14 protein-coding genes are annotated in these 21,731 nt (G+C 54.5%); 9 read left to right on the forward strand and 5 right to left on the reverse strand.

Going from position 1 to position 21,731, the window contains the following annotated elements; translation table 11 throughout:
- The first annotated feature begins 57 nt into the window (after positions 1-57).
- The gene (gene rcsD, locus SOM82_RS13805; protein ID WP_320459754.1) at positions 58-2,730 is read left to right on the forward strand and encodes a phosphotransferase RcsD; all 2,673 of its coding nucleotides are present in this window, start codon (positions 58-60) and stop codon (positions 2,728-2,730) included.
- A gap of 16 nt (positions 2,731-2,746) precedes the next feature.
- The gene (gene rcsB / locus SOM82_RS13810) at positions 2,747-3,397 is read left to right on the forward strand and encodes a response regulator transcription factor RcsB (RefSeq protein ID WP_110509325.1); all 651 of its coding nucleotides are present in this window, start codon (positions 2,747-2,749) and stop codon (positions 3,395-3,397) included.
- A gap of 50 nt (positions 3,398-3,447) precedes the next feature.
- Here rcsB and rcsC read toward each other — a convergent pair whose 3' ends face one another.
- Together rcsC and gyrA are read right to left on the reverse strand one after the other, a co-directional pair.
- Positions 3,448-6,294: a two-component system sensor histidine kinase RcsC gene (rcsC, locus tag SOM82_RS13815; RefSeq protein ID WP_320459753.1), complete on the reverse strand. Its 2,847-nt coding sequence runs from the start codon at positions 6,292-6,294 to the stop codon at positions 3,448-3,450.
- Between the two features lie 135 nt (positions 6,295-6,429).
- On the reverse strand, positions 6,430-9,078 hold the full coding sequence (gene gyrA, locus SOM82_RS13820; protein ID WP_320459752.1) for a DNA topoisomerase (ATP-hydrolyzing) subunit A: 2,649 nt from the start codon (positions 9,076-9,078) through the stop codon (positions 6,430-6,432).
- A 146-nt stretch (positions 9,079-9,224) separates the two neighbouring features.
- Here gyrA and ubiG point away from each other — a divergent pair, with 146 nt between their 5' ends.
- The 4 genes from ubiG (at position 9,225) to yfaE (ending at position 14,024) form a co-directional block, all read left to right on the forward strand.
- Positions 9,225-9,953, forward strand: a complete 729-nt coding sequence (ubiG, locus tag SOM82_RS13825) for a bifunctional 2-polyprenyl-6-hydroxyphenol methylase/3-demethylubiquinol 3-O-methyltransferase UbiG (RefSeq protein ID WP_320459751.1) — start codon at positions 9,225-9,227, stop codon at positions 9,951-9,953.
- A gap of 348 nt (positions 9,954-10,301) precedes the next feature.
- The gene (gene nrdA / locus SOM82_RS13830; RefSeq protein WP_154127419.1) at positions 10,302-12,587 is read left to right on the forward strand and encodes a class 1a ribonucleoside-diphosphate reductase subunit alpha; all 2,286 of its coding nucleotides are present in this window, start codon (positions 10,302-10,304) and stop codon (positions 12,585-12,587) included.
- A gap of 52 nt (positions 12,588-12,639) precedes the next feature.
- Positions 12,640-13,770: a class Ia ribonucleoside-diphosphate reductase subunit beta gene (gene nrdB / locus SOM82_RS13835; protein WP_320459750.1), complete on the forward strand. Its 1,131-nt coding sequence runs from the start codon at positions 12,640-12,642 to the stop codon at positions 13,768-13,770.
- Positions 13,770-14,024, forward strand: a complete 255-nt coding sequence (gene yfaE / locus SOM82_RS13840; protein ID WP_015959801.1) for a class I ribonucleotide reductase maintenance protein YfaE — start codon at positions 13,770-13,772, stop codon at positions 14,022-14,024. The genes nrdB and yfaE overlap by 1 nt, the downstream gene beginning before the upstream one ends.
- A gap of 23 nt (positions 14,025-14,047) precedes the next feature.
- On the opposite strand, the gene glpT is transcribed toward yfaE, so the two are convergent.
- Positions 14,048-15,400: a glycerol-3-phosphate transporter gene (glpT, locus tag SOM82_RS13845; RefSeq protein ID WP_154127421.1), complete on the reverse strand. Its 1,353-nt coding sequence runs from the start codon at positions 15,398-15,400 to the stop codon at positions 14,048-14,050.
- A 255-nt stretch (positions 15,401-15,655) separates the two neighbouring features.
- On the opposite strand from glpT, the gene glpA reads away from it, so the two are divergent.
- From glpA to glpC, 3 genes are read left to right on the forward strand one after another with little or no spacing between them, the layout of a single operon-like run.
- Positions 15,656-17,284 (forward strand): anaerobic glycerol-3-phosphate dehydrogenase subunit A, encoded by a 1,629-nt coding sequence (gene glpA, locus SOM82_RS13850; protein ID WP_320459749.1) that lies wholly within the window; start codon positions 15,656-15,658, stop codon positions 17,282-17,284.
- Entirely contained in the window at positions 17,274-18,533 is a 1,260-nt protein-coding gene (glpB, locus tag SOM82_RS13855; RefSeq protein ID WP_320459748.1) for a glycerol-3-phosphate dehydrogenase subunit GlpB, read from the forward strand. Before glpA ends, glpB begins: the two co-directional genes overlap by 11 nt.
- Positions 18,530-19,720 (forward strand): anaerobic glycerol-3-phosphate dehydrogenase subunit GlpC, encoded by a 1,191-nt coding sequence (glpC, locus tag SOM82_RS13860; protein WP_320459747.1) that lies wholly within the window; start codon positions 18,530-18,532, stop codon positions 19,718-19,720. Before glpB ends, glpC begins: the two co-directional genes overlap by 4 nt.
- A gap of 30 nt (positions 19,721-19,750) precedes the next feature.
- Here glpC and SOM82_RS13865 read toward each other — a convergent pair whose 3' ends face one another.
- Together SOM82_RS13865 and SOM82_RS13870 are read right to left on the reverse strand one after the other, a co-directional pair.
- Positions 19,751-20,950, reverse strand: coding sequence for a nicotinamide mononucleotide deamidase-related protein YfaY (locus tag SOM82_RS13865; protein WP_320459746.1), 1,200 nt, complete (start codon positions 20,948-20,950; stop codon positions 19,751-19,753).
- Positions 20,951-21,041: 91 nt separating this feature from the next.
- The gene (locus SOM82_RS13870; RefSeq protein WP_154127426.1) at positions 21,042-21,581 is read right to left on the reverse strand and encodes a YfaZ family outer membrane protein; all 540 of its coding nucleotides are present in this window, start codon (positions 21,579-21,581) and stop codon (positions 21,042-21,044) included.
- Between the last annotated feature and the right edge of the window lie 150 nt (positions 21,582-21,731).

The raw sequence follows: 21,731 nt of genomic DNA on the forward strand, positions 1-21,731 counted from the left end.
ACCCTTTATACTGGCCTATCCCCCCTTACTAGCGGCCATATCGGGTTAAACATATCAATGAGTCAGTCTGAAACCACAGCACCAGGTAAGTTCTCCCTGATCCCCGGGAGCATCACCCGCTTCTTTCTTCTGTTAATCATTGTGCTGTTAGTGACGATGGGGGTGATGGTACAAAGCGCCGTCAATACCTGGCTCAAGGACAGAAGCTATCAGATTGTTGATATCACTCACGCCGTTCATAAACGGATTGATACCTGGCGTTATGCTACGTGGCAGATTTACGACAATATTGCCGCTGCACCAGGAACGTCATCCGGCGAAGGCCTGCAGGAAACGCGCCTTAAACAAGATGTCTATTACCTTGAAAAACCACGCCGTAAAACTGAAGCGCTGATATTTGGCTCGCACGATAGCGCTACGCTTGAAATGACGCAGCGTATTTCTACCTATCTCGACACGCTGTGGGGCGCAGAGACGGTCCCGTGGTCGATGTATTATCTGAATGGTCAGGACAACAGCATGATCCTGATCTCCACGCTGCCGTTAAAAGATTTATCTTCAGGGTTTAAAGAATCGACCATTGGCTCAATTGTTGATTCCCGCCGTGCGGAGATGCTCCAGCAGGCTAATGCGCTGGATGAGCGCGAAAGCTTCTCTTCTCTGCGTCGCCTGGCATGGCAAAACGGCCATTACTTTACGCTGCGTACAACCTTTAATCAGCCGGGACACCTGGCTACCGTTGTCGCCTTCGATCTGCCCATTAACGATTTAATTCCGCCGGATATGCCGCTGGACAGCTTCCGCCTGGAACCTGATACCTCTGCACAAACCATGCGCGCGCCAGCGGATAAAAAAGAAGACACAGAGAGTGCGTCTATCTCCTTTAATGGCTCGAAGATCGAAATCGCCTCGCCGCTTAACTCAACCGGCATGCGTCTGATCTGGCAAGTCCCGTTTGGCACCCTGCTGCTCGATACCCTGCAAAATATCCTGCTACCGCTGCTGCTGAACATCGGGCTACTGGCGCTGGCGCTTTTTGGCTACAGCACCTTCCGCTTCCAGCCGGGCCGTCAAAGTGAACACGTTTCGTCATCCGGTTCTGGTAAAGAATTGCGCGTATTGCGGGCGCTGAATGAAGAGATCGTATCGGTTCTGCCACTCGGACTTTTAGTACACGATCAGGAAGCCAATCGCACGATTATGAGCAATAAGATTGCCGATCATCTACTGCCGCATCTTAACCTGCAAAATATTACTACGATGGCCGACCAGCATCAGGGCGTGATTCAGGCGACGATTAACAATGAACTGTACGAGATCCGTCAGTTCAGAAGTCAGGTCGCCTCCCGCACCCAGATCTTTATTATCCGCGACCAGGATCGGGAAGTCCTGGTGAACAAAAAGCTTAAGCAAGCCCAGCGGCTGTATGAGAAAAATCAGCAGGGCCGCGCGGCATTTATGCAAAACATCAGCGATGCGTTTAAACAGCCGCTGAAAGCCCTCGCCAGCCAGGCGGCAAGCATCAGCACGCCAGAGAATCATCAGCTGGCCAGCCAGGCTGACACCCTGGTGCGTCTGGTGGATGAAATTCAGCTGGCCAATATGCTGGAAAATGACAGCTGGAAAGGAAATCCAACCCTGTTTTCGATTCAGGATCTGATCAACGAAGTGGTGCCAGAAGTCTTGCCGGTCATCAAACGTAAAGGATTGCAGCTGCTGATTAATAATCATCTGCCGGCCAACGATGAACGCCACGGCGATCGTGATGCGCTGCGCCGCATTTTGCTGATGCTGATGCAATATGCGGTGACGACAACGCAAATCGGTAAAATCACGCTGGAAGTGAGCACCGATGAATCCGCGGAAGATCGCCTGACATTCCGTATTCTGGATACCGGCGAAGGCGTCACGGCGAGTGAAATCGACAATTTACACTTCCCCTTCCTGAACGACACGCAAAGTGACCGTTACGGGAAAGCCAATGCCCTCACCTTCTGGCTGTGCGATCAGCTGGCCCGTAAGCTTGGCGGACATCTGAATATTAAGGCCCGCGAATCACTGGGCACGCGCTATTCACTGCATGTCAAAATGGCCGCCAATCCGCAGGAAGAAGATGAAGAACGTCTGCTCGATGATGTCGTGGTGATGGTGGATGTCACCTCGAGTGATATCCGCAACGTTGTCGTTCGTCAGCTCGAAAACTGGGGCGCGGCCTGCATAACGCCGGATGAAAGGCTCACGAGTCAAGAATATGATCTCTTTTTAACAGATAATCCGTCTAATCTTACTGCCTCGGGCTTGCTTTTAAGCGATGATGAGTCAGGCGTGCGGAAAATCGGCCCCGGTCAACTGCGCGTCAACTTTAATATGAGCAATGCGATGCAGGAAGCTGTACTACATCTTATAGAGGAACAGCTGGCACAAGAGGAGATCCTGGAGTCCCCGTTGGGTGGCGATGAAAATGCCGAACTCCATGCCAGTGGATACTATTCCCTCTTTGTAGATACAGTACCAGATGATGTTAAGCGGTTGTATACTGAGTCGGAAGCGAAGGACTTCGCTGCGCTGGCGCAGACAGCACACCGGCTAAAAGGGGTGTTTGCCATGCTTAATCTGGTTCCGGGCAAGCAGTTATGTGAAACGCTGGAACATCTTATTCGCGAGAAAGATGCTCCTGGCACAGAAAAATACATCAGCGACATTGACGCCTACGTCAAAAGCTTGCTGTAGCAAGGTAGCCTTATACATGAACAATATGAACGTAATTATTGCCGATGACCACCCGATTGTACTGTTCGGTATTCGCAAATCACTTGAACAGATCGAGTGGGTGAATGTTGTCGGTGAATTTGAAGACTCTACAGCACTTATTAATAATCTCCCGAAACTTGATGCACACGTGCTCATTACCGATCTCTCCATGCCTGGAGATAAATACGGCGATGGGATCACGCTGATCAAATACATTAAGCGCCACTTCCCGGCTATCTCGATCATTGTTCTGACCATGAACAACAACCCGGCGATTTTAAGTGCCGTGCTGGATCTCGATATTGAAGGGATCGTCCTGAAACAGGGCGCGCCAACTGACCTGCCTAAGGCGCTGGCAGCCCTGCAGAAAGGTAAGAAATTTACCCCGGAAAGCGTTTCCCGCCTGCTGGAGAAAATCAGCGCTGGCGGTTACGGAGACAAACGTTTGTCTCCGAAAGAGAGTGAAGTTCTGCGTCTGTTTGCAGAAGGTTTCCTGGTGACGGAAATCGCCAAGAAGCTGAACCGCAGCATCAAAACCATCAGTAGCCAGAAGAAATCTGCGATGATGAAACTGGGCGTTGAAAATGATATCGCCCTGCTGAACTATCTCTCTTCCGTGACGCTGAGCGCAGTCGATAAAGACTGATTCGGTTGTGATTATAAAAACCCGGTAGCGCTCGCGCTTACCGGGTTTTTTTATGCTCTCGATTTCCTGACGCGATCGGCATACAGCGACAGCGTCTGCCTGAGCACGTCCAGCGTTACCGGCTTCGACAGACAGCTGTCCATACCCGACTCCAGACAACGCTGCTTCTCTTCCGCCAGTGCATTCGCGGTGACCCCGACAACCGGTAGCGTCAGGCCAAGCTGGCGGATACGCTGGGTCAGACGATAACCATCCATGTTCGGCATGTTGACGTCACTGAGTACGATATCAATGTGGTTTTTGCTTAATACATTCAGCGCATCCACTCCGTCATTCGCCGTTAAGCACTGGTATCCCAATGATCCAAGCTGATCGGCCAGCAGACGACGGTTTATCGGATGGTCATCCACTACCAAAATCATCATATCGTCATTCATGGAGACGGAAGACTCCGGCGACGGCAGCGCGGTCACGCCGTCGTGGACATCCACCTCAACGCTGTAAATATGCGCCAACAGATGCAACAGTTCATGCGGCGTGGCGACGCTGTGAACCCACTCTCCCGGCGCGCGTTCCTGCGGAATACCGATATGACGACGACAGAAGATAATGGCCGCGCGGCCTTTCCACGACGGGTCTAACTCGACGTCCGTAATGAGCGTATCGTCCGCATCGGTGTTTTGGCCTTCATAGCGAACCACCCGGATCCCTCTGTTCGACAGCAGGGATTCAAGGAAGGTATAGAGTGACGCATTATGCACCGCCAGCCAGCACGTTTTGCTGCTCAGTCCTTCCGCAGGCGTCTTCGTTGGGTACTGGGCCGAGTAGAGCGGAATGCGAATCGTAAACTGACTGCCCATACCCGGCTCGGTATCCACAGAGATGTCGCCGTCCATCATGCTGATCAGCTGTTCGCAGATCGCCAGCCCCAGTCCCGTGCCCTGGAAGTTACGCTGTACTCCGGTCCCCACCTGGAAGAACGGATCAAACAGTTTGACCACTTCTTTTGCCGGGATCCCCACTCCCGTATCACGGATACGAATGCTGAGATAATCGCCGGCGCGCGAAACATGCAGAACAATGCAGCCAATATCGGTGAATTTAATCGCATTACTGAGCAGGTTGGAAATGACCTGCTGCAGACGCATTGGATCGCCCAACAGGGTCAGCGGCACATCCGGTTCGATAAAGCAGTACAGCCCAAGCTGTTTACGCACCACCAGCGGCATATAGTTGGCGCTGATGTGGTTCATCACCTCGCGAGGTGAAAATTCACCTGGTTCAATTTTCAGCTGCTCAGACTCAATTTTAGAGAAGTCGAGAATGTCGCTGATGATTTTCAGCAGCAGGCTAGAAGAGTTATTCATCGCAGTCACCAGGCGCTCAACGCCTTTCGGTAACTCTTTGGTTTGCAGCAGATCGAGGTTACCGATAATCCCGTACAGCGGCGTGCGCAGCTCGTGGCTCACCGTGGCGAGGAACATGGATTTCGACTGGCTGGCCTGCTCCGCCGCCTGCGCCATATCCTGCAAAGACTCTTCCATTTTGACGCGCGATGACACATCCACCAGTACGCAGATCGCCACGTTTTCATTCCGGTAGCGCGAATGCACAAAGCTGATTTGCAGATTTGTGTGATTGCTGGTCAGCACATCAACAAAATTGACCTGCTGGCCACAGATGATTTGCGTCAGCCGCTGCCGGTCCTCATGCGTCAGCATGTTGAGATAGTTATGCGCCAGCTCGTTACTGAGGATATTCGTCCCATCCTGAGTGCGCAGAATACAGATCCCGACGGGAGCGGACGCGACAATTTTACGGTTGAACTGCTCATGCTCTTCCAGCCGCTGTGCGTCATTTTCCGCCGGAATAAAGATTTTGCGCTCGTACATCCTCGCCAGAGTAAACAGCGCAATCCCGACCAGCACGTTCAACAGGATAGAGTTGAGGATAAGCATACGAATACGTTCCAGCACCATATCCACCGGCACGGAATAGACGATACTCAGTGAGGATGGCGGCAAGCTTTTCTTCAGCACTAAATCGCGGAACCCGGAGGTGTAACCGAACCAGGAGCGCTCCTGCATCCAGTGGGGATCCACTTTTAAGCGATTCTCAGGGCCGGTCAGGGAAATCAGCGTGTGGCCGTTTTCATCCAGAATGGTCACGCCCATCGGCAAACTACCCGGCGTGAAGAAGTTCTCCATGCGGATCGTCTGCTCAATACCGAGCAGGGCCTGTAGACGATTAGCCAGATAAACCGGCGTCAGAGCGTAGAAATACCCCACGCCCGGCCGCGGCCCCTGGCTAATCCAGAAGATGTTATTGCCGCGTTCGTCCTGCGGGGCGTTGCGGTATTTCATAATTCGCTCATGCAGGCTTTTCAGCGCATCTTCACGCTCAACGGGCATATCCCGTAAGCCAAAATCAGCCATGCAGAGGTTTTCGCTGCCAATAAGGAAAACGCGATTCAGATCGTAGGCAGCGGAGAAATTATCGCGCCAGTAGCGCATGAACCAGGCCAGCGACTCAAGCGACCCGCGCCAGGCGGTGCCCATCGCCGAGCAATCGGAATCCGGGAACAGAGGCTCAAAGTCCGGCACTTCTGATTTATCTTCGCGCCCGCGAGAGGCAAGTATGCCGTTTTCCGCCGTGAGACGATTCTCAGCGATATATTTCAGCTCTTTCATCACGTCGGCGGTGCGTTGGATATAACGCTGGGCCTGGTCGGAGCTTAAATTAAACTCCTGGCGGATCTCGGACTCCTTCTGATGCAAGGCATTGACGATGTAAAACACCGAGAACAAAGCAACCAGTAACCAGAGCAATAACGCCAGCGCCCGAAACAGATAGCGAGAGACTTTAAGCGTGGTACGAAAGGAGACGAGGTATTTCAAGGGGGCGAAGCTCCGCCATCAGGGTCAAAAAGAATGTGGTTAAAGTAGCGGTAAACGCGGCTTGCCGCAATGTTCGCTTGTCTGCAAAGCAAAAAAGAAAGGGCCGGAATCCGGCCCTTTTTATGTCAGAAGAGATTACTCGGCTTCGTCATCCGCCGCATCTTCTGCTGCATCGTCATCGGTATCCGCTTCCGGTACGATTTCATCGTCGCCTTCCGCTACGCTACCGTCGATGGAATCCAGCTCTTCGTCATCCACCGGTTCTGCAACACGCTGCAGCCCCACGACGTTTTCATCTTCCGCTGTACGGATGAGGATCACGCCCTGAGTATTACGGCCTACGACGCTGATCTCGGACACACGCGTACGCACCAGCGTACCGGCATCGGTGATCATCATGATCTGGTCACAGTCATCAACCTGCACCGCGCCCACAACAGAACCGTTACGCTCGGTGACCTTGATGGAGATAACACCCTGCGTTCCACGAGACTTGGTAGGGTATTCGCCTTCCGCCGTACGTTTACCGTAACCATTCTGCGTCACGGTCAGGATTGCCCCTTCGCCACGCGGAATAATCAGGGAAACAACGCTGTCTTTACCTGCCAGTTTGATACCACGAACGCCTGTCGCGGTACGGCCCATCGCACGAACCGCATTCTCTTTAAAGCGCACCACTTTACCGGCGGCAGAGAACAGCATGACGTCGTCAGTACCGGAAGTCAGATCCACGCCGATCAGTTCATCGCCTTCGTTCAGGTTGACGGCAATAATGCCGGCTGAACGCGGACGGCTGAACTCTTTCAGAGCGGTTTTCTTCACGGTGCCGCTGGCGGTCGCCATAAAGACGTTCACGCCTTCTGCGTACTCACGGACCGGCAGAATCGCGGTGATACGCTCGTTCGGCTCCAGCGGCAGCAGGTTAACGATTGGACGACCACGCGCCCCACGGCTCGCTTCCGGCAGCTGATACACCTTCATCCAGTACAGACGGCCACGGCTGGAGAAGCAGAGGATCGTGTCATGGGTGTTGGCCACCAGCAGGCGGTCAATGAAGTCTTCTTCTTTAATGCGCGCCGCAGATTTGCCTTTACCGCCACGACGTTGTGCTTCGTAATCGGTCAGCGGCTGATACTTCACGTAGCCCTGATGAGACAGGGTCACAACCACATCTTCCTGGTTGATCAGATCTTCGATGTTGATATCCGCGCTGTTGGCGGTGATTTCAGTGCGACGCTCATCGCCAAACTGATCGCGGACCAGTTCCAGCTCTTCGCGGATCACTTCCATCAGACGATCTGCGCTGCCAAGGATATGCAGCAATTCAGCAATCTGATCCAGCAGCTCTTTGTACTCGTCGAGCAGTTTTTCATGCTCAAGGCCAGTCAGCTTCTGCAGACGCAGATCCAGAATCGCCTGGGCCTGCTGTTCGGTCAGATAGTATTGACCATCACGCACGCCAAATTCCGGCTCCAGCCACTCAGGGCGCGCAGCGTCATCGCCAGCGCGTTCCAGCATCGCAGAGACGTTACCCAACGCCCACGGACGAGCCACTAATCCTGCTTTAGCTTCAGCAGGCGTTGGCGCGCGGCGAATCAACTCGATAATCGGATCGATGTTTGCCAGCGCAACGGCCAGAGCTTCAAGGATATGCGCACGATCGCGCGCTTTACGCAGTTCGAAAATGGTACGGCGAGTCACCACTTCACGGCGGTGACGCACGAATGCGCTGAGGATCTCTTTCAGGTTCATGATTTTCGGCTGACCATGGTGCAATGCCACCATGTTGATACCGAAGGAAACCTGAAGCTGAGTCTGGGAATACAGGTTGTTCAGGACAACCTCACCCACCGCATCACGTTTGATTTCAATCACGATGCGCATACCGTCTTTATCAGACTCGTCACGCAGCGCGCTGATACCCTCAACGCGTTTGTCTTTTACCAGCTCCGCGATTTTTTCGATCAGGCGCGCTTTGTTCACCTGATACGGAATTTCGTGGACGATGATGGTTTCGCGACCGGTTTTTGCGTCAGCTTCCACTTCTGCGCGGGCACGAATATAAATTTTGCCACGGCCGGTACGGTACGCTTCTTCGATACCGCGGCGACCATTAATAATGGCGGCAGTTGGGAAGTCCGGCCCCGGGATGTGCTCCATCAGCCCTTCAATGCTGATATCTTCATCGTCGATAAAGGCCAGGCAGCCGTTGATCACTTCCGTGATGTTATGCGGCGGAATATTGGTCGCCATCCCGACCGCGATACCTGATGAACCGTTGACTAACAGGTTCGGGATCTTGGTTGGCATGACATCAGGAATGCGCTCGGTGCCGTCGTAGTTATCGACGAAATCAACCGTCTCTTTTTCCAGATCGGCCATCAGCTCATGGGCGATTTTCGACATACGGATTTCCGTATAACGCATCGCCGCAGCAGAGTCACCATCGACAGAACCAAAGTTACCCTGGCCATCCACCAGCATGTAACGCAAGGAGAATGGCTGCGCCATACGCACGATAGTGTCATAAACGGCGGTATCACCATGAGGGTGGTATTTACCGATTACGTCACCAACGACACGGGCAGATTTTTTGTAGGCTTTATTCCAGTCATTGCCCAATACGTTCATGGCGTATAGTACGCGACGGTGTACCGGCTTCAGGCCATCTCGGACGTCTGGCAGCGCACGGCCAACAATGACCGACATCGCATAGTCCAGATAGGAGCTCTTAAGCTCTTCCTCGATGTTAACCGGTGTAATTTCTCTCGCAAGGTCGCTCATCTAACCGCTATCCCTCTACTGTATCCCGGATTCAAAGGTCGCAAATTATAACACAACCGCTCACAGACAGGTAAACCTGTATGCTTTATTCACGGGGATAGCCTGATATACTCGATCCTCTTGCTAAATAAGGAGTAAAAGCGCCCATGAATGCCGAAAAAACCACGGTAGCTCACAACGTCGATCATGAAGAGATCGCCAAGTTCGAAGCGGTGGCATCCCGCTGGTGGGATCTCGAAGGTGAGTTCAAACCCCTGCACCGCATTAACCCACTGCGTCTGGGCTATATCGCGGAGCGTTCTGGTGGTCTGTTCGGTAAAAAAGTGCTCGATGTAGGCTGCGGCGGCGGCATCCTGGCAGAAAGCATGGCGCGCGAAGGTGCAACAGTCACCGGGCTGGACATGGGCTTTGAGCCGCTACAGGTTGCGCGGTTGCACGCCTTAGAGACCGGTATCCAGGTGGATTACGTGCAGGAGACCGTTGAAGAGCACGCCGCGAAGCATGCGCAGCAATATGATGTCGTCACCTGTATGGAAATGCTTGAGCACGTCCCCGACCCACAATCCGTGGTCAAAGCCTGCGCAGCTCTGGTGAAACCCGGCGGACAGGTTTTCTTCTCGACCATCAACCGCAACGGTAAAGCGTGGCTGATGGCGGTCGTTGGCGCGGAATATGTGCTGCGGATGGTGCCGAAAGGGACGCATGATGTGAAGAAATTTATCAAACCCGCTGAATTATTGAGCTGGGTCGATCAGACGTGGCTCAAAGAGCAACACATCACCGGGCTCCATTACAATCCGTTAACGGACAAATTCAAGCTCGCGCCGGGCGTGGATGTTAATTATATGTTGCACACAACCGCAAAAAACGACTAACGTCATCAATTATTCTTATAAAGATTGCGCGACATCATGTTGCGCAATTTTGACCTCTCGTTGAAGAAATCAGCACTCGATCAAATTTTGAATTTTTTTTCTTAATTATTGACAATCCATCCAGGCCTTACGGTACGTGGACTTAGGGTTTATTACGCTTTGGCAACCTCACTTTAACCTCAAAATCAACTCTTGTACTGAAAAGAATCCTTACTAGAATACTCACCATATAGCGTTCTTTTAATCGCAAACCCCCTATATGTAGTATTTATCCACAGACTTAGCCACAAGGCCGGTTTGTGGATAAACGGGGGATATTTTTTATTTCACGGACAGGTAAAAAACCACATGAATCAGAGTCTGCTGGTGACAAAACGCGACGGCACTACCGAGCGTATCAATCTCGACAAAATCCATCGAGTTCTCGACTGGGCAGCAGAAGGACTGAATAACGTATCTATTTCCCAGGTTGAGTTACGTTCACATATCCAGTTCTACGACGGCATCAAAACCTCTGACATTCACGAAACCATCATCAAGGCCGCTGCCGATCTGATCTCCCGCGAAGCGCCGGATTATCAGTATCTCGCCGCACGTCTGGCGATTTTCCATCTGCGCAAAAAAGCTTACGGCCAGTTTGAGCCGCCAGCACTCTATGACCACGTGGTCAAAATGGCTGAGCTGGGTAAATACGACACGCATCTGCTGGAAGACTACACGGAAGAAGAGTTCAAGCAGATGGACGGGTTTATCGACCACTGGCGCGACATGAACTTCTCCTACGCTGCGGTTAAGCAGCTCGAAGGAAAATACCTGGTTCAGAACCGCGTGACGGGCGAAATCTACGAGAGCGCGCAGTTCCTGTATATTCTGGTCGCGGCATGTCTGTTCTCGAACTACCCGCGTGAAACGCGTCTGGAATACGTGAAGCGTTTCTATGATGCGGTCTCCACGTTTAAAATTTCTCTGCCTACGCCAATTATGTCTGGCGTGCGCACCCCGACTCGTCAGTTCAGCTCCTGCGTTCTGATCGAGTGCGGCGACAGCCTGGACTCCATCAACGCCACGTCCAGCGCGATTGTGAAATACGTTTCCCAGCGTGCCGGTATCGGTATTAACGCCGGTCGTATTCGCGCGCTGGGTAGCCCAATTCGCGGCGGTGAAGCGTTCCACACCGGCTGTATCCCGTTCTATAAGCACTTCCAGACCGCCGTGAAATCCTGTTCTCAGGGCGGCGTGCGCGGCGGTGCGGCCACCCTGTTCTATCCAATGTGGCATCTGGAAGTGGAAAGCCTGCTGGTCCTGAAAAACAACCGTGGCGTTGAAGGCAACCGCGTTCGTCATATGGACTACGGCGTACAGATCAACAAACTGATGTACACCCGTCTGCTGAAAGGCCAGGACATCACGCTGTTTAGCCCGTCCGACGTCCCGGGTCTGTACGATGCCTTCTTCGCCGACCAGGATGAGTTTGAGCGTCTGTACACCCAGTACGAAAACGACGACAGCATTCGCAAGCAGCGCGTGAAAGCCGTTGACCTGTTCTCCCTGATGATGCAGGAACGTGCTTCGACTGGCCGTATCTACATTCAGAACGTGGATCACTGTAATACTCACAGCCCGTTTGATCCGGCCATTGCGCCAGTGCGTCAGTCTAACCTGTGCCTGGAAATCGCCCTGCCGACCAAACCGCTGTACGACGTTAACGACGAAAACGGCGAAATCGCGCTGTGTACGCTGTCCGCCTTCAACCTGGGCGCGATCAACAGCCTCTCCGAACTGGAAGAGCTGGCGGTACTGGCGGTTCGTGCTCTCGATGCGCTGCTGGATTACCAGGATTACCCGATCCCTGCCGCAAAACGTGGCGCAATGGGGCGTCGTACGCTGGGTATTGGCGTGATCAACTTCGCCTACTGGCTGGCGAAAAATGGCAAGCGCTACTCCGACGGCAGCGCGAACAACCTGACTCATCAGACGTTCGAAGCGATTCAGTATTACCTGATGAAAGCCTCTAACGAGCTGGCTAAAGAGCAAGGTGCGTGCCCGTGGTTCAACGAAACCACTTACGCGAAAGGTATTCTGCCGATCGATACCTACAAAAAAGATCTGGATGCGATTGTCAGCGAGCCGCTGCATCTCGACTGGGAAACGCTGCGTGAATCTATCAAGACCCACGGCCTGCGTAACTCTACGCTGTCCGCATTGATGCCATCTGAGACCTCTTCTCAGATCTCCAACGCCACGAACGGCATTGAGCCACCGCGCGGCCACGTGAGCATCAAAGCATCGAAAGATGGCGTTCTGCGCCAGGTCGTACCGGATTACGAACTGCTGAAAGACAACTACGAACTGCTGTGGGAAATGCCGAACAACGACGGTTATCTCCAGCTGGTGGGCATCATGCAGAAATTTATCGACCAGTCGATCTCTGCTAACACCAACTACGATCCAACGCGCTTCCCGTCAGGGAAAGTGCCAATGCAACAGTTACTGAAAGATCTGCTCACCGCCTACAAATTTGGCGTGAAAACTCTGTACTATCACAACACCCGTGACGGTGCTGAAGATGCGCAGGACGACATGGCACCGTCTATTCAGGATGATGGCTGCGAAAGCGGCGCATGTAAGATCTAAATGAAGGGCGGGGATTTCCCCGCCTTTATTCCGTAAGACAGGACTCCTATTCATGGCATATACCACCTTTTCACAGACGAAAAACGACCAGCTCAAAGAGCCCATGTTCTTCGGCCAGCCGGTCAACGTGGCACGCTACGATCAGCAAAAATATGACATCTTCGAAAAGCTGATTGAAAAGCAACTCTCCTTCTTCTGGCGTCCGGAAGAAGTGGACGTCTCACGCGATCGTATCGACTTTCAGGCGCTGCCGGACCATGAAAAACACATTTTCCTGAGCAATCTGAAGTACCAGACGCTGCTGGATTCGATCCAGGGCCGCAGCCCTAACGTGGCGCTGCTGCCGCTGATCTCCATCCCGGAGCTGGAAACCTGGGTCGAAACCTGGGCGTTTTCCGAAACGATCCACTCTCGTTCGTACACCCATATCATTCGCAACATCGTGAACGATCCGGCGGTGGTCTTTGACGATATCGTCACTAACGAACAGATCCAGAAGCGTGCCGAAGGTATCGCGCATTACTATGATGAGCTGATCGAAATGACCAGCTACTGGCATCTGCTGGGTGAAGGCACGCATAACGTGAACGGCAAAACCGTCACTGTGAATCTGCGCGCCCTGAAAAAACAGCTGTACCTGTGCCTGATGAGCGTCAATGCGCTGGAGGCCATCCGCTTCTATGTCAGCTTTGCCTGCTCGTTTGCTTTCGCCGAGCGCAAGCTGATGGAAGGTAATGCAAAAATTATCCGCCTGATCGCCCGTGACGAAGCCCTGCACCTGACCGGCACTCAGCACATGCTGAATCTGCTGCGCAGCGGCGTGGACGATCCAGAAATGGCAGAGATTGCCGAAGAGTGCAAACAAGAGTGCTACGACCTGTTTGTGCTGGCCGCGCAGCAGGAAAAAGAGTGGGCAGATTACCTGTTCCGTGACGGTTCCATGATCGGTCTGAACAAAGATATTCTGTGCCAGTACGTGGAATACATTACTAATATCCGCATGCAGGCGGTGGGCCTTGAGCTGCCATTCCAGACCCGCTCCAATCCGATTCCGTGGATCAACACCTGGCTGGTGTCCGATAACGTACAGGTGGCTCCGCAGGAAGTGGAAGTGAGTTCTTACCTGGTCGGTCAGATTGATTCCGAAGTCAATACTGATGACCTGAGCGATTTCCAGCTCTGATGAGCCGCGTCACGCTAAGTCTTTCCGGCACAGAAGTTCTGTGCCGCGAAGAGCACCCTTCTCTGCTGGTGGCGCTTGAGTCGCATCAGGTAGAAGTCGAATACCAGTGTCGCGCCGGTTACTGCGGCTCCTGCCGCTGCCGTTTAGTGGCAGGTCAGGTCGACTGGCTCACCGAGCCGCTGGCGTTTATCAATGAAGGGGAAATTTTGCCCTGCTGTTGCCGGGCAAAAGGCGATATCGAAATCGAAATGTAATGCCCGCAGCGCGGGCATTTTTTTTATCCGCGTTTCTGCATCATCTCTGCGTGATGGCGTTTTTCACCGAACATCACCACAATCAGCAGTAGCACCGCCATAATGCTGCCGCCAATCATTACCATAAAGCCACCGTCCCAGCCGAAGAAATCGACCGTATAGCCAACAATGGCGCTGGCGGCGACCGATCCGCCGAGATAACCGAACAGCCCGGTAAAGCCCGCGGCCGTCCCTGCGGCTTTCTTAGGTGCCAGCTCAAGCGCATGCAGACCAATCAGCATGACCGGACCGTAGATCAGGAAGCCAATGACGATCATACATGCCATATCCACACCCGGATTTCCCGGCGGGTTGAGCCAGTAAACGATGGTCGCGATAGTGACCAGCGTCATGAAGAATACCCCCGTCGCACCGCGATTCCCGCGGAAGACTTTGTCCGACATCCAGCCACAAATCAGCGTGCCCGGGATCCCCGCGTATTCATACAGGAAATAGGCCCAGGAGGACTTATCCAGCGCAAAGTGCTTCACCTCCTTCAGATAGGTCGGTGACCAGTCGAGGATGCCGTAGCGCAGCAGATAGACAAAAACGTTGGCAATGGCGATGTACCACAGCAGCTTGTTGGGCAGCACATACTTCATAAAGATCTGCTTCGCCGTCAGCTCCTCTTCGTGCTGCTCGCTGTAATCGTCCGGATAATCGTTTTTGTACTCTTCAATCGGCGGCAAACCGCAGGATTGCGGAGTATCACGCATCAACGCAAAGGCAATTATCGCCACCAGAATCGCGCCAAACGCAGGCATATACAGCGCTGCGTGCCAGTCGTTAAACCACGCCATCCCCAGCAAAAACAGCAGAGGCGGAATGCCCCCGCCGACGTTATGCGCGCAGTTCCACACTGACACAATTCCGCCACGCTCTTTCTGCGACCACCAGTGGACCATGGTTCGTCCGCACGGCGGCCATCCCATTCCCTGGAACCAGCCGCACAAGAAAAGCAGGACGAACATAATGGCGATGCTGGAGGTGGCCCACGGTACAAAGCCCATAAACAGCATCACCGCGGCAGCCAGGATCAAACCTGCGGGCAGGAACACGCGCGGATTCGAGCGGTCCGAAACGGATCCCATAATGAACTTGGAAAATCCGTAGGCGATCGAGATCCCCGACAACGCAAAGCCTAAATCACCGCGTGAAAACCCCTGTTCGACCAGATAAGGCATGGCCAACGCGAAGTTCTTACGCACCAGATAGTAAGCGGCATAGCCGAAGAAAATTCCCAGGAAAATTTGCCAACGCAGGCGGCGATACAGCGGGTCGATCTCTGCCTCGGGCACACGCGCCTGATGCGGCGCAGGTTTAAAGATACTGAGCATAATAGCCTCCATGGCCATGTCGTGAATTTTCGGGGCTTTACCACGCCCCGGCTCAAGAGAGGCGGGGATGTTAAAAAATCACAGCGATTGTTACTGTGAATCAACGCACAAATTGTTACAGAAATATGACGGCGTGAGCAAAAAAGCGCATGAAATCACGTTTCACTTTCGCATTGCGCTCGTTTATGTTCGAAATCAAACAAACCACAGTTTTAATGTGGCTAAATGGTAAAAAAACGAACATGAGGGAAGACAATGACAATCCGCGATCCCCGTTATAGCGACGTGATTATCATTGGCGGCGGTGCCACCGGTGCCGGAATAGCGCGAGACTGCGCCCTGCGCGGGTTAAGCGTGACGCTGCTGGAACGTCATGATATTGCGACAGGTGCAACCGGACGCAATCATGGCCTGCTGCACAGCGGAGCGCGCTACGCCGTGACCGATAACGAATCCGCTCGCGAATGTATTGCTGAAAACCAAATCCTGAAACGTATCGCCCGCCACTGTATTGAACCCACCGATGGCCTGTTCATTACACTTCCCGAAGACGACTTTTCGTTTCAGCAGACCTTTATCGCGGCCTGTACCGAAGCGGGTATCCGCGCCGAAGCGATCGATCCTCTGCTCGCCCGGCGCATGGAACCGTCAGTCAATCCGGCGCTGACCGGAGCCGTTAAAGTCCCGGACGGAACCGTCGATCCTTTTCGTCTGACGGCCGCCAATATGCTTGATGCCCGCGAGCATGGAGCCACCATTCTGACCGCGCATGAAGTGACGGGGCTCATCCGCGACAACGATACCGTGCGGGGTGTGCGGGTCTATGATCGGCAATATGGCGAACACAGCGAGCTTTATGCCAGCGTCGTGATCAATGCGGCCGGTATCTGGGGGCAGCGCATCGCTGAATATGCGGATTTATCCATCCGCATGTTCCCGGCGAAAGGCTCACTGCTGATCCTGGACCACCGCATCAACAACCACGTGATCAACCGCTGCCGCAAGCCCTCCGACGCCGATATTCTGGTCCCTGGCGATACCATTTCCCTGATTGGCACCACCTCAACGCACATTGACTATAACGATATCGACAGCAACCGGGTGACCGCAGAAGAGGTCGATATTTTACTGCGCGAAGGCGAAAAACTGGCGCCAGTCATGGCGCAGACGCGCATTTTGCGTGCCTATGCCGGCGTGCGCCCGTTGGTCGCCAGTGATAACGATCCCAGCGGGCGCAACGTCAGCCGGGGAATTGTCCTGATGGATCACGCCGAACGTGACGGGCTGGAAGGCTTTATTACCATCACCGGCGGCAAGCTGATGACCTACCGGCTGATGGCGCAGTGGGCGACCGATGCGGTCTGTCGCAAACTCGGCAATTCACAGCCCTGCCTCACCGCAGAGCGGTCGCTGCCGGGATCGCAGGAGCCAACCGAAAAGACGCTGCAAAAAATTATCTCGCTGCCTGCTCCGCTGCGCGGCTCGGCTATTTATCGCCACGGTGACCGAACGCCTGCATGGCTGGGTCAGGGCCGGCTGAGCCGCAGTCTGGTTTGTGAATGCGAAGCCGTAACAGCAGGAGAAGTGCAGTATGCGGTGGAGAATCTGACCGTTAACACGCTGCTCGATTTACGCCGCCGCACCCGCGTAGGCATGGGAACCTGTCAGGGCGAGCTTTGCGCATGTCGTGCCGCCGGGCTGTTACAGCGTTTTAATGTCACAACATCCGCACAGTCGCTCACACAGCTCAGTGAGTTTCTTAATGAGCGCTGGAAAGGTGTGCAGCCTGTCGCATGGGGCGACGCGCTGCGCGAAAGTGAATTTACCCGCTGGGTGTATCAGGGGTTATGCGGGCTGGAGAAGGAGCATCGCGATGAAGTTTGATACGGTGATCATTGGCGGCGGCCTCGCAGGGATTCTGTGTGGCCTAAAGCTCACCCAACGCGGCCTGCGCTGCGCGATCGTCAGTCGCGGTCAGAGCGCCCTGCATTTCTCTTCTGGCTCGCTGGACCTGCTGGGCGCGTTGCCGGACGGGTCTCCCGTCCAGACACCGCTCGCCACGCTGCAAAAAACCGACGTTTTGCCACCCGGGCATCCTTATCGACTGGTGGGCGGGGAGAATATTGCCCGCCTGGCTTTTGAAACCGAATCATTGCTCGCATCGTGCGGGGCGCGTCTGCAGGGAAATGCCCGGCAAAACCACCCGCGCGTGACTCCGCTTGGTACGCTCCGTCCCGCCTGGCTGAGTCCTGAAGAAGTCCCGGTATCGCCTTTGGCCACATCACGCGTGCGCGTGGTCGGGATCAGCGGTTTTCTCGATTTCCAGGCGCATCTTGCTGCGGCCTCTTTGCGTCAGCAGGGTATGAGCGCGGATACCGCTGAAATTGAGCTACCGGAACTCGACGTGCTGCGTGAAAACCCCAGTGAGTTTCGGGCGGTCAATATTGCCCGACTGCTGGATAAAGAAACGAACTGGCCTGTCCTGTTTGCGGCGCTGGAGCCGCTCTGCCAGGGATATGACGTGCTGTATATGCCCGCCTGTTTCGGGCTGAACGATAACCGCCTGTGGCGCTGGCTGTCTGACCGTCTCCCCTGTGGGCTCTGTCTGTTACCCACGCTTCCCCCTTCCGTTCCCGGCATTCGCCTGCACCACCAGCTCCAGCGCCAGTTTATCGCCCAGGGTGGCGTATGGATGGCTGGCGACGAAGTCAAAAAGGTGACGCTGACGGACGGTGTGGTGAGCCATATCTGGACGCGCAACCATGAGGATATCCCGCTGCGCGCGCGTTTTGTGGTGCTGGCAAGCGGCAGCTTCTTCAGCAACGGGCTGCTTAGCACCCGCGACGGGATACAGGAAGCGGTGATGGGTCTCGACGTGCGGCAAACCGACTCCAGGGCCGACTGGTATCAGAGTGATTTCTTTGCCCCCCAACCCTGGCAACAATTTGGCGTCATTACCGATGAGACTCTGCGTCCACGGATCTCCGGCGTGGCGATCGACAACCTTTATGCCATTGGCTCAGTGCTGGGCGGATTTGATCCCATCGCGCAGGGCTGCGGTGGCGGCGTGTGTGCCATAACGGCGGCTTACGCCGCCGAACACATTTGCCAGCGCGCGGAGGCCGACCAATGAACGATACCCGTTTCGAAAGCTGCATAAAATGCACCGTTTGTACCACGGTCTGCCCGGTGAGTAGCGTCAACCCGCGCTATCCCGGACCGAAGCAGGCAGGCCCCGATGGGGAACGTCTGCGCCTGAAAGATGGCGCGCTGTACGATGAGGCGCTGAAATACTGCATCAACTGCAAGCGCTGCGAAGTGGCCTGCCCTTCTGATGTCAGAATCGGCGATATCATTCAGCGCGCACGCGCACAATACAGCCAAAACAAACCCACCCTGCGTGATGCCATCTTAAGCCACACCGATCTGATGGGCAGCGTCTCGACGCCGTTTGCGCCGCTGGTGAATGCGGTCACGTCGTTCAAACCGGTTCGTCAGTTGCTCGATGTGACACTGAAAATAGATAACCATCGTAAGCTGCCAAAGTACTCACACGGCACCTTCCGCCGCTGGTACAAATCCGTCGCCGCGGAACAGGCGCAGTATGCCGACCAGGTGGCGTTCTTCCACGGCTGTTTCGTCAACTATAACCACCCGCAGCTGGGTAAAGACCTGATAACGGTGCTTAATGCCATGGGCACGGGCGTGCAGTTGCTGAATAAAGAGAAGTGTTGCGGCGTACCGCTGATTGCCAACGGATTCACTGACAAGGCGCGGAAGCAGGCTCAACATAACGTCTCATCACTTCGCGAAGCGATTGTCGACAGAGAGCTTCCGGTTCTGGCGACGTCGTCCACCTGTACCTTTACGCTGCGTGATGAGTATCCGCACGTGCTGGACGTGGACAACAGCGGCCTGCGCGAACACATTGAACTGGCGACACGTTTTATCTGGCGCAAGCTGGATAACGGACAGACACTACCGCTGAAGACGTTACCGCTGAAAGTGGTCTATCACACGCCGTGTCATATGGAAAAAATGGGCTGGTCAATCTATACGCTGGAACTGCTCAGGCTCATCCCTGGCCTGGAGCTGACGGTGCTGGATTCACGCTGCTGCGGAATTGCGGGCACATATGGCTTTAAGCGCGAAAACTACGCCACGTCGCAGGCTATTGGCGCACCATTGTTTCAACAGATTGAGGAGAGTGGCGCGGACTTAGTGGTAAGCGACTGCGAAACCTGCAAATGGCAGATCGAGATGTCCACGAGCCTTCGCTGTGAACATCCGATAACCCTGCTGGCCAAAGCGCTGAGTTAATCATGGCCGGGGCGGTTTGCCCCGGTATTCTCACTCAATAAACAGCGATTCGACGACATTTATCCAGCCGTGTTCGCTGGCAACATCTTTCCCGTTCAGCCAGCGGCGCAGCATGTTCAGCGCCATCATCGCGCAAACCTCCTGCCGCACCTGCAGACTGTGGCGCGTGACGCTCATCTTGACCCGTAGCGCATGTGTGCCCTGCGGCGTGGCGAGCGCGAAGTTGAGATGTTCATCTTCAAGTCCGGTCACCGCCAGCGCCAGCCCGGCAAAATGTTTCGTTCGGCGGTCCGCCGCCCAGTGCGCGGTTTGCGCCAGCGTTTCTTCCTGCGATGGCACCACTTCGCTGGCCAGCAGCGAGGCATTTTCACGCGATAGCTGTAACGCCAGCAAACCGCCGGTGAACTGCTCGCTCAGCGTCAGGCTTAGCTGACGCTCCTGTAAATGGCGGGCAATTTGCGCTGGCAAACCTTCCGTACCTTCAAAAATCAGGTTTTCGCCTGCCACCCGCTGCACTTCAGGCCACGCCGCCAGCATCGCTGCCTTATGGACTGCCGGGCCGGTAAGCTTCAGCTCGATAATGGGCATCGAAGAGCGATATCCCATGGATACGCCTTCCGGCAGCTCAAGATGATCGAGACTCTGCGCCAGATCGCTCTCTGAGCGACCAAAGGTGGTCAGACGCAGACAAACCGGAGGCTCCGGCAGAGTCAATCGCGCGCGCAGGCGCGGCAGGATTTGCTGCTCGACCATCACTTTGAATTCTGAGGGAACGCCGGGAGTAAAGAACATCAGGCAACGATTGAGCTTGACGGCGAATCCGCAAGCCGTGCCGACCGGGTTATCAATCAGCTCGGCGCTGGCCGGGATTTCCGCCTGCTTGCGATTACTCGGCGCCATCACCCGGCCACGCTCGGTGAAGAAACGCTCCATTTGCTCCAGCCACTCGGTGTGCAGGACCAGCTCCTCGCCTTTTGCCGTTGCCGCCGCAAGAGCACTGAGATCGTCGCTGGTCGGCCCCAGACCGCCGTTGACGATCAACACATCCGCCTGTTCGCTACGCTCGCGCAGAACGGTGACTAAAGCATCCAGACTGTCACCGACGGTGTTGCGGCGCGTTAAAGGTAATCCCTGTTCAAAGAAATAATTGGCCAGCCAGGCCGCATTGGTATCGGTAATTTGTCCATGCAGCACTTCGTCGCCAGTGGACAGCATTTCCACGCTTATCATCGTGTTCTCCCACGTATTTGGTGGAAACACTATAGCGCAATCAGATGTGGGGGGAAGAGAAACAGGCGCGGCAGAACGCCGCGCCAGAAAATCAGAAACCTGCGCTTACGCCAACGTATGGGCCATCAGCCAAGGCGTTGTCACGATTACCGTCTTTCCCTGCGAGGTTCAGGTAACGATAACCGGCTTCGATGGTGATCGGACGCATGATAGTCCAGCGCGCACCCGCGTTGGCTTCTTCGTAGCTGTCGATACCGCTGGAGAGGGAATCCGGAGAATAGTAGTACTCGCCGAACAGCCCGAAGCTGTCGCCAATTTTCCACTGCAGACCACCGCCCACTGCCGCCGCGTAACCTTCGCTACCGTCGTTCGGATTGGTGTAGATGCCTTTCCCGCCAACGGTGGCCAGGAAAGGTCCCAGTGGAACATTCAGACCCAGGCCGAGGCTTGCTGCGTCGCCGTCGTCATCGTTATGCGTCCAGCCGCCGGTTACCGCCAGTCCAGAGGTTTCCGTTCCCATGCCAAAGCCGAGATGGGTATAATCTTTACCCGCCTGGCCGCTAACAGAAATTGCGTTCGCCGCCGCAGATACACACATCAGGCCTAAGCCCATTAATGCCACTTTTTTCATTGTCGTGATCCCACACTCATTAAATTTAGATGTCCCAAAACCGCGAGATTTTAACCCGAGTCGGGCTGGGATCAATGCTCTATGAGTGCCTAGGCCCTTTAGATTGTAACGATTTGAAACTTTCACGCTTTTTTTGTACTCAGAGCACGT

Source organism: Lelliottia sp. CFBP8978, from assembly GCF_034046055.2.
GTDB lineage: Bacteria > Pseudomonadota > Gammaproteobacteria > Enterobacterales > Enterobacteriaceae > Enterobacter.

Excerpts from the sequence above, each read along its gene's own strand:
- nrdB (WP_320459750.1), top strand. The coding sequence starts at position 12,640 with ATGGCATATACCACCTTTTCACAGACGAAAAACGACCAGCTCAAAGAG.
- yfaE (WP_015959801.1), top strand. The coding sequence starts at position 13,770 with ATGAGCCGCGTCACGCTAAGTCTTTCCGGCACAGAAGTTCTGTGCCGC.
- ubiG (WP_320459751.1), top strand. The coding sequence starts at position 9,225 with ATGAATGCCGAAAAAACCACGGTAGCTCACAACGTCGATCATGAAGAG.
- glpT (WP_154127421.1), bottom strand. The coding sequence starts at position 15,400 with ATGCTCAGTATCTTTAAACCTGCGCCGCATCAGGCGCGTGTGCCCGAG.
- nrdA (WP_154127419.1), top strand. The coding sequence starts at position 10,302 with ATGAATCAGAGTCTGCTGGTGACAAAACGCGACGGCACTACCGAGCGT.
- rcsD (WP_320459754.1), top strand. The coding sequence starts at position 58 with ATGAGTCAGTCTGAAACCACAGCACCAGGTAAGTTCTCCCTGATCCCC.
- SOM82_RS13865 (WP_320459746.1), bottom strand. The coding sequence starts at position 20,950 with ATGATAAGCGTGGAAATGCTGTCCACTGGCGACGAAGTGCTGCATGGA.
- glpC (WP_320459747.1), top strand. The coding sequence starts at position 18,530 with ATGAACGATACCCGTTTCGAAAGCTGCATAAAATGCACCGTTTGTACC.
- gyrA (WP_320459752.1), bottom strand. The coding sequence starts at position 9,078 with ATGAGCGACCTTGCGAGAGAAATTACACCGGTTAACATCGAGGAAGAG.
- rcsB (WP_110509325.1), top strand. The coding sequence starts at position 2,747 with ATGAACAATATGAACGTAATTATTGCCGATGACCACCCGATTGTACTG.
- glpA (WP_320459749.1), top strand. The coding sequence starts at position 15,656 with ATGACAATCCGCGATCCCCGTTATAGCGACGTGATTATCATTGGCGGC.
- SOM82_RS13870 (WP_154127426.1), bottom strand. The coding sequence starts at position 21,581 with ATGAAAAAAGTGGCATTAATGGGCTTAGGCCTGATGTGTGTATCTGCG.
- glpB (WP_320459748.1), top strand. The coding sequence starts at position 17,274 with ATGAAGTTTGATACGGTGATCATTGGCGGCGGCCTCGCAGGGATTCTG.